A 15,803-nucleotide genomic window follows, 5' to 3' on the forward strand; every position below is an offset into this window, starting at 1 on the left:
CCCGCAGGCCGCGCGGCGGACTTAGCCGATCACGAAAAGCGGCTGGCCGTATTCGACGGCCTGGCCGTTCTCGACGAGGATTTCCTTGATCACGCCGGCCTTGTCCGACTCGATCTCGTTGAGCAGCTTCATCGCTTCGATGATGCAGATCGTCTGGCCTTCCTTGACCGTATCGCCCACCTGGACGAACGGGTCCGCGCCCGGCGACGGTGCGCGATAGAACGTGCCGACCATCGGCGACGTCACGACGTGACCCTGCGGGACAGCCGGAGCGGCTGCGCCGCCTGCGGCCGGCGCGGCGGCGCCTTCGGTCGGCAGCGCGGCCGACGGGGCGGGCGCGCTGACTTGCGGGGCATACCCAGCCGTCGGCTGCACGTAGACCGGCGGCGCGTTCTTGACGATGCGCACCTTGCCTTCGCCTTCCGTCACTTCCAGCTCGGAGATGCCGGATTCGGAAACGAGGTCGATCAGAGTTTTCAGCTTACGAAGATCCATCGGGAATTCCCCTTTCAATACGTGAAAGCGCCGGTTAGGGGCCGGCGCTGAATCTAGATCGCGAAATCAGCCGCGCGACGTGCCTTGCAGCTTGTCCAGCGCGTACTCGAGCGCGTACAGATAACCTTTCCAGCCGAGCCCGCAGATCACGCCTTCGGCCTGGTCGGAAAAGTAGGAGTGGTGCCTGAACGCTTCGCGGCGATGCACGTTCGACAAGTGAACCTCGACGAACGGGATGCCAACGCCGGCGATCGCGTCCCGGATCGCGACACTCGTGTGCGTGTACGCGGCCGGATTGATCAGGATGAAATCGGTCTGTTCCTCCCGCGCGGCCTGGATGCGGTCGACCAGCGCGCCTTCATGGTTGCTCTGGAACGACGACAGTTCGGCGCCGGCTTCCCGGGCACGCGCGGCAAGCGCCTGATCGATCTGGGCGAGCGTGACGCGGCCGTACACCTCCGGTTCCCGGGTGCCGAGAAGGTTCAGGTTGGGGCCGTGCAGCACCAGCAATCGTGTCATGGTCGCTTCTATTTCTGCGGAATTGCGCGAACTTTAGCGCTATTTAGAGAAATTTGTCTAGTTTTGCCGAACGGCCGGGCGCACGCGATCTGCAAGAATTACCGGCGCGCATCCAAAGTGTCGGCGAATTCACGCGAAATTGCGGTGATCGACGGGCAAATTGCCGCCAACGTGCGGGCCGCCGTTCAGGCAGGTTACAGCGCGTCGAGCGTCTTTTTCAGCTCGGCCGGCTGGATTTGTCCCAATTTTGTCTCGCGAATCTTGCCGGTTTCGTCGATGACGACCGTAAACGGCAGCGCACCGGCGGTATTTCCGAAATTGCGGGCCAGATCGGCGCCCGCATATCCGCTGACGAATACCGGGTAATCGACCTTCACCTTCTGCAGAAAGTTCTTCACGTTCTGTTCGGAATCGACGCCGATCCCGATGAAACGGATGCCCTTCTGCTTGTATTGGTGCGACAGCGCGACGAGCTCCGGCATCTCCTCGACGCACGGGCCGCACCAAGACGCCCAGAAATTGACGACGACCTTCTGGCCCTTGAACGCGGACAACGTGGCCGGCTTGCCGTCGGTGCCCGTCAGCGACGCCGCCCACAACTGTTCGACCGGGCTGCCGTGTGCGGCGGGCGCCGCGACGGCGACACCGTCGTCGGCCGGGCCGCGGAACCAATGGCCGGCGGCGAGCCCGCCGGCAACGGCGGCGGCCGCGATCACCGCGAGCGCCAACATGCGTTTCATCATCATCGTTGAATCATTCCGGTTCGGAAGGGGTCTTGCCTGCTTCGACGAGCGCGCGCAGCGCGGCGGCATCCGCACGGGCGACCCGGCCGCGCGCGTCGGCCTTGACCGCGCCGCGCAGGTCGTCGCTCGCATAGAGCGCGAGGTGGATGCCGATCGCATCGACGTCGCGCCGCGGGCGCCACAGGAAACTGAGCGTCTCGACGTCGGCGCGGCCCGCGAAGTGCCGCGTCTCGGAGACGTCGTACTGGACGTTCTGGTTCAGCAGGTAGATCGCGACGTCCTTCGGGTTGTCGGTGAATGCCTGCAAATGGATATCCGAATGCGCGTTCGCGGTGCCGTTCAGCACGGCGCCCGTCACATAAGGATGGAACTCGGCGAGCCGGCGCATCCAGTCGAGCGCGATTTCGCGCAGGCGGCGCAGTTCGTCCGGCTGCGTGTCGCTCTGGAACAGGGCGAGGTACTCGCGCAGTTCTTCCTCGATCTGGTCGTTATCCGGCAGCCATTCGCCGGCAACGCGCGTATCGCCCAGCAACTGGCGCGCTGCCTTGCGCTTTGCGCCGGCATAGTCCAGGCCGTCCTCCGCGATCAGGCGCGCGGCGGACTGGGCGATTTCCTCGCGGACGCGCCGCGGGTCGAGAAGGGTTTTACGAGACATGATCCGGCAATCATACTCGATCGCCGCAAGGCCCGAGCGCGGGTGCGGCGGCCTGCCGCCTGGCGTGCCGGCACCGTTCGCGCGCAGCGTTCGGGCCGCCGGGCACGGCAGGCCGTCAGTTACAATACTGTTCTTTGTGTCGCGGCAAAAGCCGTTGGCCGGGCGTCGGCCGCACGGCCTGTCCGCCGCGCCGCACACGCATCCTTTCCGAATCGACGGCGCCCGGCGGCGCGAAAGCATTCATCTATGCACATCCACATTCTTGGCATCTGCGGCACCTTCATGGGCGGTCTCGCCGTACTCGCGCGCGAGGCGGGCCACACGGTGACGGGTTGCGACGCGGGCGTCTATCCGCCGATGAGCACGCAGCTCGAGGCGCAGGGCATCACGCTGATCGAGGGCTACGGCGCCGAGCAGATCGACCTGAAACCGGACCTGTTCGTGATCGGCAACGTCGTCACGCGCGGCAATCCGCTGATGGAGGCGATCCTGGATCGCGGCCTGCCGTACGTGTCGGGCCCGCAGTGGCTTGGCGAGCACGTGCTGGCCGGTAAATGGGTGCTCGCGGTCGCGGGCACGCACGGCAAGACGACCACGTCGTCGATGCTCGCGTGGCTGCTGGAAGACGCGGGCCTGAATCCGGGCTTCCTGATCGGCGGCGTGCCGCTGAACTTCGGCGCGTCGGCGCGGCTCACCGATTCGAGCTTCTTCGTGATCGAGGCCGACGAATACGACACGGCGTTCTTCGACAAGCGCTCGAAGTTCGTCCACTACCGGCCGCGCACTGCGGTGCTGAACAACCTCGAATTCGATCACGCCGACATCTTCCCGGATCTCGCCGCGATCGAGACGCAATTTCACCATCTCGTGCGTACCGTGCCCGGTGTCGGCCGGATCGTCACGAACGGCCGCTCGGACGCGCTCGAGCGCGTGCTGGCGCGCGGCTGCTGGAGCGAGGTCGAGCGCTTCGGCGTCGACGGCGGCTGGCAGGCGCTGCCGGCCGAGGACGGCGTGCCGGTCGACGAGCGCTTCGCGGTGTATTCGCACGCGGAACGGGTCGGCGAAGTCGCGTGGCAGGTGCAGGGCGATCACAACCGGATGAACGCGCTCGCGGCGATCGCGGCCGCGCGCCACGTCGGTGTGCCGCCCGCGCAGGCGGCCGAATCCCTCGCGTCGTTCCGCAACGTGAAGCGCCGGATGGAAGTGCGCGGTAGCGTGGACGGCGTGACCGTCTACGACGACTTCGCGCACCATCCGACCGCGATCGACACCACGATCGCCGGCCTTCGTGCCCGCATCGGCCGCCAGAATGCCCGCATCCTCGCGGTGCTCGAGCCGCGCTCGAACACGATGAAGCTCGGCGTGATGAAGTCGCAATTGCCGGCGAGCCTGGCCGACGCCGATCTCGTGTTCGGCTACGGCGCGCCGACCGGGCGCGACGCGCTCGGCTGGAACCTGGCCGAAGCGCTGGCGCCGCTCGGCGAGAAGGCGCACGCATTCGACGATCTGCACCTGCTGGTGAAGTCCGTCGTCGCAGCCTCCCGCCTGGGCGACCACGTGCTCGTGATGAGCAACGGCGGCTTCGGCGGCGTGCACCAGAAGCTGCTCGATGCGCTCGGGAGCCGCACGTGATCCTGTACCTGCACGGCTTCCGGTCGTCGCCGGAATCGCAGAAGTCGCGCCAGCTCGCCGCGCGCATGGCCGAACTCGGCCGGATTGACGAGTGGCGGTGCCCGTCGCTGTCGGTGTCCCCGCTCGAAGCGATCGCGGTGGCAGAAGCCGAGGTGGCCGGTGCGCACGACGTGACCGTCATCGGCAGCTCGCTCGGCGGCTATTACGCGACGTGGCTAGCCGAAAAGCACGGCTGGAAGGCCGTGCTGCTGAATCCGGCCATCGTGCCGCAGCGCGATCTCGAGCAGCATCTTGGCGAACAGCCGCTGTATCACGGCGGCGGCACGATCGTCGTCGAGCGCCGTCACCTGCACGAGCTCGATGCGCTGCGCGTGCCGGCGATCACGCGTGCCGAACGCTACTATCTGTTCGCGGCGACCGGCGACGAAGTGCTCGATTATCGCGAGATGCTCGCCCATTACCCGGGCGCGAAGACGCGCGTGATCGAAGGCAGCGATCACGGGATCAGCGAATTTGCCGACTATGTCGACGACGTTCTCGCCTTTTGCGACGGAAAGACGTCTTAAACCGGCCATGTGCCGATCGAATTCCCATCATCATGCGGCGCCGCCGATGCGGCGCCCGGCAGTCTGAACGAGAGTACTGAGTGAACGTTTTCTTCGAGGAATCGGGCAGTTTCAAGGCGGGCAGCGTGCTGTCGCGCCAGGGCGACGCGTTTCAGGTCGAGTTGCCCGGCGGGCGGCGGGCGAAGGTGCGCGCGAAAGACGTGCTGATCGAATTCGACAAGCCGGCCGCAAGCGAACTGATGCAGGAGGCCGACACGGCCGCGCAGCAGATCGATCTGGATTTCCTGTGGGAATGCGCGCCGGCCGACGAGTTTGCCTATACGGCGCTGGCCGCGGAATATTTCGGCGCGTCGTACGGCCCGGTCGAGCGCGCGGCGCTCGTGTTGCGCCTGCATGGTTCGCCCGTCTACTTCCGCCGCAAGGGGCGCGGCCAGTACCAGCGCGCGCCGGAAGAGCAGCTCAAGATGGCGCTCGCGTCGCTCGAGCGCAAGCGCCAGCAGGCGCTCGTCCAGGTGCAGTATGAAGAGGAACTGAAGGCCGGCAAGCTGCCGGAGGCGTTCGCGGGCAAGGTGCTCGGGCTGCTGACGCGGCCGGACAAGAATTCGATCGAATACAAGGCGATGGAAGCGGCGGCCGGTGCGCGCGGCGTGTCGCCGGCGCGGCTGATGCTCGACTGCGGTGGTATCGCGTCGCCGCGTGCGCTGCACGAGGCGCGCTTCCTCGCGGAATTCTTCCCGCACGGCACGGGCTTCCCGGCCGTCACGGTCGGCCCGCTGCCGGACGACCTGCCGCGTGCGGACGTCCAGGCGTTCTCGATCGACGACATCACGACGACCGAAATCGACGATGCGTTCTCGGTCGAGCACCTGGCCGACGGCCGCGTGCGGATCGGCGTGCACATCGCGGCGCCGGCGCTCGGCATCGTGCGCGGCGACCCGGTCGACGCGATCGCGCGCACGCGCCTGTCGACCGTCTACATGCCGGGCGACAAGATCACGATGCTGCCGGACGACGTCGTCGACGTGTTCACGCTGAAGGAAGGCGATTACCGTCCGGCGCTGTCGCTGTACATCATCGTCAATCGCGAAACCCAGGAGATCGTCGCGAACGAGACGCGCGCCGAGCTCGTGTTCGTGAAGAGCAACCTGCGGCACAACCATCTCGACGAACTCGTCAACGAAGAGACGCTCGCGGCCGGCACCGGCGAGTATCCGCACAAGGACGACATCGCCGTGCTGTGGCCGCTCGCGCAGGCGCTGTTCGAGAAGCGTCAGGTCGCGCGCGCGGGCTACGGCCTGAAGCGCGAGGTGCAGCGCAACACCGATTACAACTTCTATGTCGACGGCGAGCACGTGTCGATCACGCCGCGCCGCCGCGGGTCGCCGCTCGACCTGATCGTGTCGGAGCTCGCGATCCTCGCGAACTCGACGTGGGGCGCCTTCCTGCACGACCACACGGTGCCGGGCATCTACCGCTCGCAGCGCGGCTTCGGCGCGCCGGGCCCGAAGCGCACGCGGATGCAGACGACGGCCGCGCCGCACGAAGGCCTCGGCGTGGCGCAGTACGCGTGGAGCACGTCGCCGCTGCGGCGCTACGTCGACCTCGTGAACCAGTGGCAGCTGCTCGCGTGCGTGCAGCATGGCGTCACCGCGAAGCTCGCCGCGCCGTTCAAGCCGAAGGACGCCGACCTGTACGCGGTCGTGCAGGGCTTCGACGACACCTACACGGCCTACGCCGACTACCAGCGCCGGATGGAATATTTCTGGTGCCTGCGCTGGCTCGCGCAGGAACAGAAGAAGCAGGTCGTCGCGAGCGTCGTGAAGGGCGACCTCGTGCGCCTCGAGGAAATTCCGCTGCTGCTGCACGTGCCGGGGCTCGGCGTGCATGCGCGCGGCACGCGCGTGCTGCTCGACGTGATGGCGCTCGACGAGCTGACGATCGAGGCGTCGGTGCGGTTGCTGAACGTGCTCGACGCGCCGACCGTGACGAGCGGCGACGCGGCCGAGGAAGAGGATGACGCCGAAGGCGGCGACGACACGCTGATCGACACCGAAGACGCCACCGCCGAAACCGAAGCCGAAGCACTGGCGGAAGCGGATGGCGCGGCGGCCGGTGAAGGTGGCGAAGCCGCGAACGGCGACGCCGGCGAAGAGGGGCGCGCATCATGACCGCGATTGCGTCGATGAGCGGCGCCGACCGCTATGTCGTGTTCGGCAACCCGGTGGCGCACAGCAAGTCGCCGTTCATCCACGCGCAATTCGCCGCGCAAACGGGGGAGCCGGTCGAATACACGCACCGGCTCGCGCCGGTCGACGGTTTCGACGCGGCCGTACGGGCGTTCGTCGCCGAAGGCGGTCGCGGTGCGAACGTGACGGTGCCGTTCAAGCTCGAAGCGCATGCGCTCGCCGACACGCTGTCGCCGCGCGCGGCGGCGGCGGGTGCCGTGAACACGCTGCGCATCGACGCCGACGGCCGCATCCACGGCGACAACACCGACGGTGTCGGCCTCGTGCGCGACATCGAAGCGAATCTCGGCGTGTCGCTGGCGGGCGCACGCATCCTGCTGCTCGGCGCGGGTGGCGCGGCGCGCGGGGTCGTGCTGCCGCTGCTCGACCGCGCGCCGCTGTCGATCGGAATCGTGAACCGCACCGCGAGCAAGGCCGAAGCGCTCGTCGGCCAGTTCATGCAGGCCGCGCACGATGCGGGCTGCACGCTCGCGGGCGGTGGCCCCGACGTCGTGCGCGCGGAGCCGTACGACGTGGTGATCAACGCGACGGCCGGCAGCCTCGATGCCGCGCTGCCGGAGTGCGACGCCGCCGCGTTCGGCGCGGGCACGCTCGCGTACGACATGATGTACGGCGCGCAGCCGACGGTGTTCATGCAGCATGCGGCGTCGCTCGGTGCGCGCACGGCCGACGGCCTCGGCATGCTCGTCGAGCAGGCGGCCGAATCGTTCTTCATCTGGCGCGGTGTGCGGCCGGACGGCGCGCCGGTGCTGGCCGCGCTGCGCCAGGCGCTCGCGGCGAGCTGAACGGAGCGCGGCACGTGGTGGCGGTGAGCGGCACGCAGCCCACGCGGACGGTGAGCCCGACCCGCTGGATCGTCTATGCGGGATCGGTGTTCGCGGGTGCGTGGCTCGCGACGCAACTGTTCTATCTCGCGCAGATCGCGCTGTGGTCGTTCGTGAACCCGGGCTCGACCGCGTTCATGCGCACCGACGCGTGGTGGCTGTCGCGCGACAAGCCGCCTGCGCAGATCCAGCATCAATGGGTGCCGTACGACCAGATCTCTCGTAACCTGAAGCGCGCGCTGATCGCGTCGGAAGATTCGACCTTCGCGACCAACAACGGCTACGACGTCGACGCGATCCTGCAGGCGTGGGAGAAGAACAAGGCGCGCGGCCGGATCGTCGCGGGCGGCTCGACGATCACGCAGCAGCTCGCACGCAACCTGTTTCTGTCGCGCGAGAAGAGCTACATCCGCAAGGGGCAGGAGCTCATCATCACGTGGATGCTCGAAACGGTGCTCGACAAGGAGCGGATCTTCGAGATCTACCTGAATTCCGTCGAGTGGGGGCGCGGCGTGTACGGCGCCGAAGCAGCCGCCCGCTATTACTACAGGATTCCCGCAAGCCGGCTCGGCGCGTGGCAATCGGCGCGTCTCGCGGTGATGCTGCCGAAGCCGCGCTGGTTCGACGCGCATCGCGGCTCGGCGTACCAGGCGCAGCGCGCGGCGGTCATCGCCCGGCGGATGGGTGCGGCCGCACTGCCGCAATCGGAGTGAACGGCGCGCTCGCGCCGTCGCATTGACCGTTTCGTCGTCCGTGCGCCCGTCATGGGCCGTTTGTGCGTTGCAGCGCATTCATGTCGCGATCATTTCGGGCCACATCCTTTAGATGAATCCGTCTATTTCGTTTTGCTGAGCAATACCGGACGTCGTGTGATTTTGTTGCCCGATATGGCACGAAATTCGGAGATTTTTAGTCTCCCCGAATAAACACGAAAGTCCGTGAAAGGTGTGTGAAATGCAATGTTTCGCAAACCGAAGCATTCCTGAAAGGTGTGCGCCGCACCGGCCGCCAGCCAAATATTTCAAAATTTTTCAAAGCTGACGGCCTCGCGTATATTGGCCAGCGCCTCGGCTTATCGGCCGCAATCGAGGCGGGGGGTGGCTTATCCGGCTGCTCGACACAAAAAACATCCGAGAGAAGGAAAGCAACGATGCCAGCAAGCAAAGCGAAGCTGTTGTTGGGAGTGGTGTTTTCTTCGCTGATCCTGACGGCCTGCAACGACGACGTGACATCGTCTTCTGCTGCCAGCGCCGACAATTCAGCCGATCCCGCCAGTCAGGTGGACAGGGCGTACAACGATCCGAACAGTTATTCGTCGAGCGCGAACGCGTCGCTCGACGCCTCCGCCGCGGTCGAAAAGGCCGCCGTCACGCATCACCAGATCACCCTCAACGGCAAGACGATCCGCTACACGGCCACGGCCGGCCACCTCGTCGCGCGCAATCCGCAGACCGGCGCGCCCGAAGCATCGTTCTTCTATGTCGCCTATACGGCCGACAACCAGCCCGCGGCGAAGCGGCCCGTCACGTTCCTGTACAACGGCGGCCCCGGCTCGGCATCGGTGTGGCTGCACCTCGGCTCGTTCGGCCCGCGCCGGATCCAGACGGGCGACCCGAACGCGAATACGTCGACGTTCCCGTTCGTCGACAACCAGGAAAGCCTGCTCGACACGACCGACCTCGTGTTCGTCGATGCGATCGGCACCGGCTTCTCGGAAGCGATCGCGCCGAATACGAACCAGACGTTCTGGGGCGTCGACCAGGACGGCGGCGCGTTCCGCGATTTCGTGACGCGCTACCTCACCGTGAACCAGCGCAACGATTCGCCGAAATACCTGTTCGGCGAGTCGTACGGCACGCCGCGCACCGACGTGCTCGCGAACCTGCTCGAGACGGCCGGCGTGAAGCTCGACGGCATCGTGCTGCAGTCGTCGATCCTGAACTACAACGTGAACTGCGACATGGCGAGCGACTACATCGGCAACTCGAACAACGGGTCGAGCCCGGTGAGTTGCGCGGGTTTCGTGCCGTCGTATGGCACCGTCGGCGCGTACTACCAGCTCGACAACCCGAACCCGTCGAGCCTGCCGCAGTATGCGGACCAGATGCGCCTGCTGACGGCCGGCAGCTACGCGCCGGCCGTGAACGCGTACCTGGCGAGCCATACGCCGCCGCCGCCGACCCTCGTCACGACGATGGTGAATTCGACCGGCGTGAAGCAGTCGCTGTGGAATGCGAACTTCAACGTGATCCCGACTTTCTTCGACAACAGCTTCCAGCTGTCGCTGATCCCGGGTACGCTGATCGGCCGCTACGACGCGCGCGTGAACGTGCCGGTGTCGAGCCCGCTGGCATCCGGCGGCGACCCGTCGAGCACGTTCATCACGAAGCCGTTCACCGACACGATCGGCAGCTACCTGCCGAACGAGCTGAAGTACACCGCGCAGTCGGCCTACTCGGTGAGCAGCAATGCGATCAACACGTGGGACTGGACGCACGACGGCCTCGCGATGCCGGACACGATCCCCGATCTCGCCGCGGCGCTGTCGCTGAATCCGCAGCTGAAGGTGTTGTCGCTGAACGGGTATCACGACATCGCGACGCCGTTCTATCAGACCGAGCTCGATCTCGCGCGGCTCGGGACGCAACCGAACCTGACGATCAAGGACTATCAGGGCGGACACATGGTCTATCTCGACGATACGTCGCGTCCGCAGGAGAAAGCCGACCTCGTGACCTTCTACAACGCGGCCGCGCACTGATGCTGCGCCAGGCAGGCGACGCGCGCCCGCGGTGGCGCCGCGCCTGCCGTTGACGACCTCATTCCAGACTGGAGCCTGATATGAAGAATCGTTTCATCGTCGTTGTCGCGGCGCTCGCCTGTGTCGGCGCCGCAACATCCGTATCCGCGTTCGCGCAGGCGAGCGACGCCGCCGCGCCGGTGCGTGCGCGCCAGGCGCAGCTCGGCGATCCGTATGTACCACCGGCCGCGCGCAAGCCGACCGCCGGCACGCAGACGACGGGCGCCGCGCTGCACGCGCAGGTGGTGCGCAAGCTCGCGCGGCAGTTCAGCGCGGCCGACGCGCAGAACACGGGTTCGATCACCGAGTCGCAGGCACGCGCGGCCGGCCTCGGCTATGTCGCGAACCACTTCCGGCAGATCGACTCGTCCGGCAACGGCCGCGTGTCGTTCGCGGACGTGCAGCGCTACATGCAGGCACGCAGCACGAGCAGCCAGCAGTAAGCGCGGCGCGCGGTGAACAAACGGGGGCGGAACCTGCTGCACGGCGGGTTCCGCCCCCGTGCACATGAAGCCGCCATGACGTCGAAGACGGGCGGATTCACGCTGAATTCTCATTATCTGGGCAACGCACTCAAATATTGGAGACGAGTGCGTGCGCTCCTACAATCCGAAGCACATCACAGCTTCGGACCCACGCATCGCGCGGCGCCCGACGCACACGGAGACACCTTCCATGAAGTTCGCCGGGCGCTTTATTCGGTGCATCGACCGCCGCCTCGTCGCGACGCCGGACGCCATGCCGGCATCGTGCGAACGGCTTCACCGGTTCCGTTGAAGAAGCCCGCCCCATGACCAAGATGCCCGACATCCTTGCCCTCGACGCCCGGCGTGCGACGCCGGACGATGCGTCGCTGACCGACAGCATCGGCGCGACCAGCACGCCGCTCGATCTCGCCGCGCAGCAGGCCGGTACGCAGACGCTACTGCGCGGCCTTGCGATCCTCGAGGCGATCGCGAACGGCGCGCGCGACATGCGCGCGATCGGCGCGGCGCTCGGCACGACGCGCAGCACCACGCACCGCCTCGTCAGCAGCCTCGTGCAGGCGCGCTACCTGCGCCAGGTGCAAGGCGGTTACCTGCTCGGCCCGAAGCTGATCGAACTCGGCACGATCGCGCTCGAGCAGATGCCGCTCACCGCGGTGGCGCGCCCGCACCTCGAAGCGCTCGCGGAAGCGACGCTCGACACGATCCATCTCGGCGTGCGCGATGGCGACGACGTGCTGTACATCGACAAGATTCCCGGCACGCGCGGCCTCGAGATGCGCTCGCGCGTCGGCCACCGGATGCCGCTCGCGTCGACCGGCATCGGCAAGGCGATGATGCTGGACACGGATCCCGACACGTGGCGCGCGCTGTTCGAGGCCGCCCGGCGGGCGCTTGCCGGCGTCAATTTCAAGCCGGACAACCGGCCCGAGACGAGCGCGTTCCTGCAGCGCATGGCGCATTACGCGGCCGGCGGCTATACGTTCGATCTCGAGGAGAACGAGGCGTCGATCCGCTGCGTGGCCGCGCCGATCCGCGATGCCTCGGGCGCGATCGTCGCGGCCGTGTCGGTCGCGAGCACGATTCCGTACATGCCGCACGACCGGATGGACGAACTGATTCCGCTCGTGCAGCGCGAAGCGCGAGCCATTTCCGCGGAACTGGGCTGGAGCCCGCCGCAGGGTACCCGCAGGATCAAACGATGACGACTTCGACCCGGCCCGTTCCGGATGCCAGTTCCGCCACCCCGTCGCTGATCGCGCTCGACTGGGGCACGACGTCGCTGCGCGCTTACCTGTACGACGCGCGCGGCGCGCTCATCGACACGCGCAGCCGTGCGGCGGGCGTGATGCATGTGCCGGGCGGCGGCGCGCGCGCGTTCGACGCGGTGTTCGAGGAAGCGTGCGGCGACTGGCTCGACCGCACGCCGGGCCTGCCGGTGCTCGCCGCCGGAATGGTCGGCAGCGCGCAGGGCTGGCGCGAGGCGCCGTACGTCGCGGTGCCGGCCGGCGCCGACGCGCTCGTCGCGGGCCTCATCACGGTGACGACGGCGCGCGGCACGACGATCTCGATCGTGCCGGGCGTCATCTCCACGGGCGAACTGCCCGACGTGATGCGCGGTGAAGAGACGCAGATATTCGGTGCGCTCGCGAGCGATCCCACGCTTGGCACCGATCGTTCAGGGGTACTGATCGGCTTGCCGGGCACCCATGCGAAATGGGCGTGGGTGAGGGACGGGCTGATCGAGCGCTTCCAGACCTTCATGACGGGTGAGCTGTTCGCGGTGCTGCGCGACCACACGATCCTCGGCCGCACGATGCGCGCCGGCGCGTCGCCCGATCGCGCGGCGTTCGTGCGCGGCGTCTCGGTCGCGCGCGGCGCGCAGCGCACCGGGCTGCTCGCGACGATCTTCAGCACGCGCACGCTCGGCCTGACCGACCGGCTCGCGCCCGATGCGCAGGGCGACTACCTGTCCGGGCTGCTGATCGGCCATGAGCTCAACGCGCTCGACGCGATGCTCGCGGAGCGCGGCATCGCGCTCGCGGACCAGCCGCTGCTGCTGATCGGTGATGACGGCCTATGCGCGCGCTACGCCGACGCGCTCCAGGAATTCGGCCACCCGCCCGCCCGCGTGGTCGCACACGCGACCGACCGCGGCCTGTGGCGGATCGCGTCGCGCGCCGGGCTCGTGCGCGCGGATGGCGAGCCCGTCTGCGCCGACCAATGAACTGATTGCCGAGGAACCTTCGATGCCGTCCGACCTGACCTTGCCCGCACCCTACGCGCCCCACGCCGCGTTGATGCGCGCGTTCGACGCGTGCCCGCTGATCGCGATCATGCGCGGGATCACGCCCGCCGAAGCGGCCGACCACGGCCGTGCGCTCCATGAAGCCGGCTTCCGGATCATCGAGGTGCCGCTCAACTCGCCCGATCCGTTCGACAGCATCGCGGCGCTGCGGCGTGCGCTGCCGGACGACGCGATCGTCGGCGCGGGGACCGTGCTGCGCGCCGAGTATGTCGACCGCGTGCAGGACGCGGGCGGCGCGCTGATCGTGATGCCCCACAGCGACGCGGCCGTGATCCGCCGCGCCCGCGAGCGCGGCCTCGCGAGCGCGCCGGGCGTGGCGACGCCGACCGAAGCGTTTGCGGCACTCGCGAACGGCGCCGACGTGCTGAAGATGTTCCCGGCCGAGCAGCTCGGCGTGCCGGTCGTGAAGGCGTGGCGCGCGGTGATCGACCGCGCGGTGCCGCTGATCCCGGTCGGCGGTATCTCGCCCGACAACATGGCGCCGTTCCTCAATGCCGGCGCGAGCGGTTTCGGGCTCGGCTCGGCGCTGTACCGCCCCGGCCAGTCGGCCGACGCGACCGCGGCGAACGCGCGCGCGTTCCAGGCCGGCTTGCGCGCGGCGCGCGGCGGAGCCGCATGATGGGCCGCCTCGCGGACAAGGTCGCGATGGTGACGGGCGCGGGCCGGGGCATCGGCGCCGCGATCGCCCGCGCGTTCGTTCGCGAGGGGGCGGCGGTCGCGCTCGTCGATCTCGACTTTCCGCAGGCACAACGTACCGCCGCCGGGATCGCGCACGAGATCGCCGGCGCGCGCGTGCTGCCGCTGCAGGCGGATGTCGCGCGGCAGCACGCGGTGCGCGACGCACTGGCGCAGACCGAGGCGGCGTTCGGCCCGCTCGACGTACTGGTGAACAACGCGGGCATCAACGTGTTCGCCGATCCGCTGACGATGACCGACGACGACTGGCGGCGCTGCTTCGCGGTCGATCTCGACGGCGTGTGGCACGGCTGCCGCGCGGCGCTGGAAGGAATGGTCGAGCGCGGCCGCGGCAGCATCGTGAACATCGCGTCGACGCACGCGTTCAGGATCATCCCGGGCTGCTTTCCGTACCCGGTCGCGAAGCATGGCGTGCTGGGCCTCACGCGCGCGCTCGGCATCGAATACGCGGCGCGCAACGTGCGCGTGAACGCGATCGCGCCGGGCTACATCGAGACGCAGCTCACGCGCGACTGGTGGGACGCACAACCCGACCCGGCTGCCGCGCGCGCCGACACGCTCGCGCTGCAGCCGATGAAGCGGATCGGCCGGCCGGAGGAGGTCGCGATGACGGCCGTGTTCCTGGCGTCCGACGAGGCGCCGTTCATCAATGCCGCGTGCATCACCGTCGATGGCGGGCGCGCGGCGCTGTATCACGACTGACACGATTGACGTAACGATTCGAAAGACCGCACGTGCGACGGCCGCGCGCACGCTGCGTCGAAACCAACAAGCGGCTGCATCCTGTTCGATGAAAACAAGGAGACACTGGAGATGAAACGCAGAACGTTCGTAACGCTGGCGGCCGCGGCCGCGGTGGTGATGGGCAGCCCGGTCGCGCACGCGGCCGATCCGGTCAAGATCGGCTTCCTCGTGAAGCAGCCGGAAGAGCCGTGGTTCCAGGACGAGTGGAAGTTCGCCGAAATCGCGGCGAAGCAGAAGGGCTTCACGCTCGTGAAGATCGGCGCGCCGTCCGGCGAAAAGGTGATGAGCGCGATCGACAACCTGTCCGCGCAGAAGGCGCAGGGCTTCATCATCTGCACGCCCGACGTGAAGCTCGGGCCGGGCATCGTCGCGAAGGCGAAGTCGCACAACCTGAAGATGATGACGGTGGACGACCGCCTCGTCGACGGCGCGGGCAAGCCGATCGAGGCGGTCCCGCACATGGGGATCTCCGCGTACAACATCGGCAAGCAGGTCGGCGACGGCATCGCGGCCGAGATCAAGAAGCGCGGCTGGGACATGAAGGACGTCGGCGCGATCGACATCACCTACGAGCAGCTGCCGACCGCGCATGACCGCACCAGCGGCGCAACCGACGCGCTGGTGGCCGCCGGCTTCCCGAAGGCGAACGTGATCGCGGCGCCGCAGGCGAAGACCGACACCGAGAACGCCTTCAATGCGGCGAACATCGCGCTCACGAAAAACCCGCAGTTCAAGCACTGGGTGGCGTACGGCCTGAACGACGAAGCCGTGCTCGGCGCGGTGCGCGCGGCCGAAGGGCGCGGCTTCAAGGCGGACAACATGATCGGCATCGGCATCGGCGGTTCCGATTCTGCGCTGAACGAGTTCAAGAAGCCGCAGCCGACGGGCTTCTACGGCACCGTGATCATCAGCCCGAAGCGTCACGGCGAGGAGACCTCGGACCTGATGTACACGTGGATCACGCAGGGCAAGGCGCCGCCGGCACTGACGCTGACGACCGGCATGCTCGCGACGCGCGACAACGTGTCGAAGGTGCGCGACGAGATGGGGCTCGCGTCGAAGTAAGCGGCTTGCCGGCTGCGGCGGCCAC

General features: G+C 67.7%; 16 protein-coding genes. 12 read left to right on the forward strand and 4 right to left on the reverse strand.

What is annotated here, in order from left to right; all coding sequences use genetic code 11:
- Nucleotides 1-21: 21 nt before the first annotated feature.
- The 4 genes from accB to LGM56_RS09220 all read right to left on the reverse strand — a co-directional run bounded on the left by accB (nucleotide 22) and on the right by LGM56_RS09220 (nucleotide 2,412).
- The gene (gene accB, locus LGM56_RS09205) at nucleotides 22-495 is read right to left on the reverse strand and encodes an acetyl-CoA carboxylase biotin carboxyl carrier protein (protein WP_046544894.1); all 474 of its coding nucleotides are present in this window, start codon (nucleotides 493-495) and stop codon (nucleotides 22-24) included.
- Nucleotides 496-561: 66 nt separating this feature from the next.
- Entirely contained in the window at nucleotides 562-1,014 is a 453-nt protein-coding gene (gene aroQ / locus LGM56_RS09210) for a type II 3-dehydroquinate dehydratase (RefSeq protein WP_011350880.1), read from the reverse strand.
- Nucleotides 1,015-1,208: 194 nt separating this feature from the next.
- Complete coding sequence (locus LGM56_RS09215; protein WP_226204288.1) at nucleotides 1,209-1,760, reverse strand: TlpA family protein disulfide reductase; 552 nt, start codon at nucleotides 1,758-1,760, stop codon at nucleotides 1,209-1,211.
- 7 nt (nucleotides 1,761-1,767) lie between these two features.
- Nucleotides 1,768-2,412: a hypothetical protein gene (locus LGM56_RS09220; RefSeq protein WP_039353186.1), complete on the reverse strand. Its 645-nt coding sequence runs from the start codon at nucleotides 2,410-2,412 to the stop codon at nucleotides 1,768-1,770.
- Between the two features lie 246 nt (nucleotides 2,413-2,658).
- Between LGM56_RS09220 and mpl the strand changes: the two genes are divergently transcribed.
- The 12 genes from mpl to LGM56_RS09280 all read left to right on the forward strand — a co-directional run bounded on the left by mpl (nucleotide 2,659) and on the right by LGM56_RS09280 (nucleotide 15,778).
- Nucleotides 2,659-4,044, forward strand: a complete 1,386-nt coding sequence (mpl, locus tag LGM56_RS09225) for a UDP-N-acetylmuramate:L-alanyl-gamma-D-glutamyl-meso-diaminopimelate ligase (RefSeq protein WP_226204291.1) — start codon at nucleotides 2,659-2,661, stop codon at nucleotides 4,042-4,044.
- On the forward strand, nucleotides 4,041-4,610 hold the full coding sequence (locus LGM56_RS09230; RefSeq protein WP_226204293.1) for a YqiA/YcfP family alpha/beta fold hydrolase: 570 nt from the start codon (nucleotides 4,041-4,043) through the stop codon (nucleotides 4,608-4,610). The genes mpl and LGM56_RS09230 overlap by 4 nt, the downstream gene beginning before the upstream one ends.
- An 80-nt stretch (nucleotides 4,611-4,690) precedes the next feature.
- The gene (locus tag LGM56_RS09235) at nucleotides 4,691-6,778 is read left to right on the forward strand and encodes a ribonuclease catalytic domain-containing protein (RefSeq protein WP_226204295.1); all 2,088 of its coding nucleotides are present in this window, start codon (nucleotides 4,691-4,693) and stop codon (nucleotides 6,776-6,778) included.
- A complete protein-coding gene (gene aroE / locus LGM56_RS09240) occupies nucleotides 6,775-7,641 on the forward strand; it encodes a shikimate dehydrogenase (RefSeq protein WP_226204297.1) in 867 nt (288 codons plus the stop codon). The genes LGM56_RS09235 and aroE overlap by 4 nt, the downstream gene beginning before the upstream one ends.
- A 14-nt stretch (nucleotides 7,642-7,655) precedes the next feature.
- Complete coding sequence (mtgA, locus tag LGM56_RS09245) at nucleotides 7,656-8,393, forward strand: monofunctional biosynthetic peptidoglycan transglycosylase (protein WP_226204299.1); 738 nt, start codon at nucleotides 7,656-7,658, stop codon at nucleotides 8,391-8,393.
- Nucleotides 8,394-8,830: 437 nt separating this feature from the next.
- Nucleotides 8,831-10,441 (forward strand): S10 family peptidase, encoded by a 1,611-nt coding sequence (locus tag LGM56_RS09250; protein WP_226204301.1) that lies wholly within the window; start codon nucleotides 8,831-8,833, stop codon nucleotides 10,439-10,441.
- 80 nt (nucleotides 10,442-10,521) lie between these two features.
- Nucleotides 10,522-10,923: an EF-hand domain-containing protein gene (locus tag LGM56_RS09255; RefSeq protein WP_089494067.1), complete on the forward strand. Its 402-nt coding sequence runs from the start codon at nucleotides 10,522-10,524 to the stop codon at nucleotides 10,921-10,923.
- Between the two features lie 347 nt (nucleotides 10,924-11,270).
- On the forward strand, nucleotides 11,271-12,170 hold the full coding sequence (locus LGM56_RS09260; RefSeq protein ID WP_089494068.1) for an IclR family transcriptional regulator: 900 nt from the start codon (nucleotides 11,271-11,273) through the stop codon (nucleotides 12,168-12,170).
- Nucleotides 12,167-13,192 (forward strand): 2-dehydro-3-deoxygalactonokinase, encoded by a 1,026-nt coding sequence (locus LGM56_RS09265; RefSeq protein ID WP_089494069.1) that lies wholly within the window; start codon nucleotides 12,167-12,169, stop codon nucleotides 13,190-13,192. The genes LGM56_RS09260 and LGM56_RS09265 overlap by 4 nt, the downstream gene beginning before the upstream one ends.
- A 22-nt stretch (nucleotides 13,193-13,214) precedes the next feature.
- The gene (locus LGM56_RS09270) at nucleotides 13,215-13,892 is read left to right on the forward strand and encodes a 2-dehydro-3-deoxy-6-phosphogalactonate aldolase (RefSeq protein ID WP_226204303.1); all 678 of its coding nucleotides are present in this window, start codon (nucleotides 13,215-13,217) and stop codon (nucleotides 13,890-13,892) included.
- On the forward strand, nucleotides 13,892-14,671 hold the full coding sequence (locus LGM56_RS09275) for an SDR family oxidoreductase (RefSeq protein ID WP_226204754.1): 780 nt from the start codon (nucleotides 13,892-13,894) through the stop codon (nucleotides 14,669-14,671). The genes LGM56_RS09270 and LGM56_RS09275 overlap by 1 nt, the downstream gene beginning before the upstream one ends.
- A 111-nt stretch (nucleotides 14,672-14,782) precedes the next feature.
- Nucleotides 14,783-15,778, forward strand: coding sequence for an arabinose ABC transporter substrate-binding protein (locus tag LGM56_RS09280; protein ID WP_039353007.1), 996 nt, complete (start codon nucleotides 14,783-14,785; stop codon nucleotides 15,776-15,778).
- Nucleotides 15,779-15,803 lie beyond the last annotated feature (25 nt).

The sequence above is a fragment of the Burkholderia sp. AU38729 genome (assembly GCF_020419725.1).
Taxonomy (GTDB): domain Bacteria; phylum Pseudomonadota; class Gammaproteobacteria; order Burkholderiales; family Burkholderiaceae; genus Burkholderia.

Bases quoted from the DNA above. Each gene is read 5' to 3' on its own strand.
- LGM56_RS09260 (WP_089494068.1), top strand. From the start codon at position 11,271: ATGACCAAGATGCCCGACATCCTTGCCCTCGACGCCCGGCGTGCGACG.
- aroQ (WP_011350880.1), bottom strand. From the start codon at position 1,014: ATGACACGATTGCTGGTGCTGCACGGCCCCAACCTGAACCTTCTCGGC.
- LGM56_RS09250 (WP_226204301.1), top strand. From the start codon at position 8,831: ATGCCAGCAAGCAAAGCGAAGCTGTTGTTGGGAGTGGTGTTTTCTTCG.
- LGM56_RS09215 (WP_226204288.1), bottom strand. From the start codon at position 1,760: ATGATGATGAAACGCATGTTGGCGCTCGCGGTGATCGCGGCCGCCGCC.
- accB (WP_046544894.1), bottom strand. From the start codon at position 495: ATGGATCTTCGTAAGCTGAAAACTCTGATCGACCTCGTTTCCGAATCC.
- mpl (WP_226204291.1), top strand. From the start codon at position 2,659: ATGCACATCCACATTCTTGGCATCTGCGGCACCTTCATGGGCGGTCTC.
- LGM56_RS09220 (WP_039353186.1), bottom strand. From the start codon at position 2,412: ATGTCTCGTAAAACCCTTCTCGACCCGCGGCGCGTCCGCGAGGAAATC.
- aroE (WP_226204297.1), top strand. From the start codon at position 6,775: ATGACCGCGATTGCGTCGATGAGCGGCGCCGACCGCTATGTCGTGTTC.
- LGM56_RS09280 (WP_039353007.1), top strand. From the start codon at position 14,783: ATGAAACGCAGAACGTTCGTAACGCTGGCGGCCGCGGCCGCGGTGGTG.
- LGM56_RS09255 (WP_089494067.1), top strand. From the start codon at position 10,522: ATGAAGAATCGTTTCATCGTCGTTGTCGCGGCGCTCGCCTGTGTCGGC.
- LGM56_RS09275 (WP_226204754.1), top strand. From the start codon at position 13,892: ATGGGCCGCCTCGCGGACAAGGTCGCGATGGTGACGGGCGCGGGCCGG.
- LGM56_RS09265 (WP_089494069.1), top strand. From the start codon at position 12,167: ATGACGACTTCGACCCGGCCCGTTCCGGATGCCAGTTCCGCCACCCCG.
- LGM56_RS09270 (WP_226204303.1), top strand. From the start codon at position 13,215: ATGCCGTCCGACCTGACCTTGCCCGCACCCTACGCGCCCCACGCCGCG.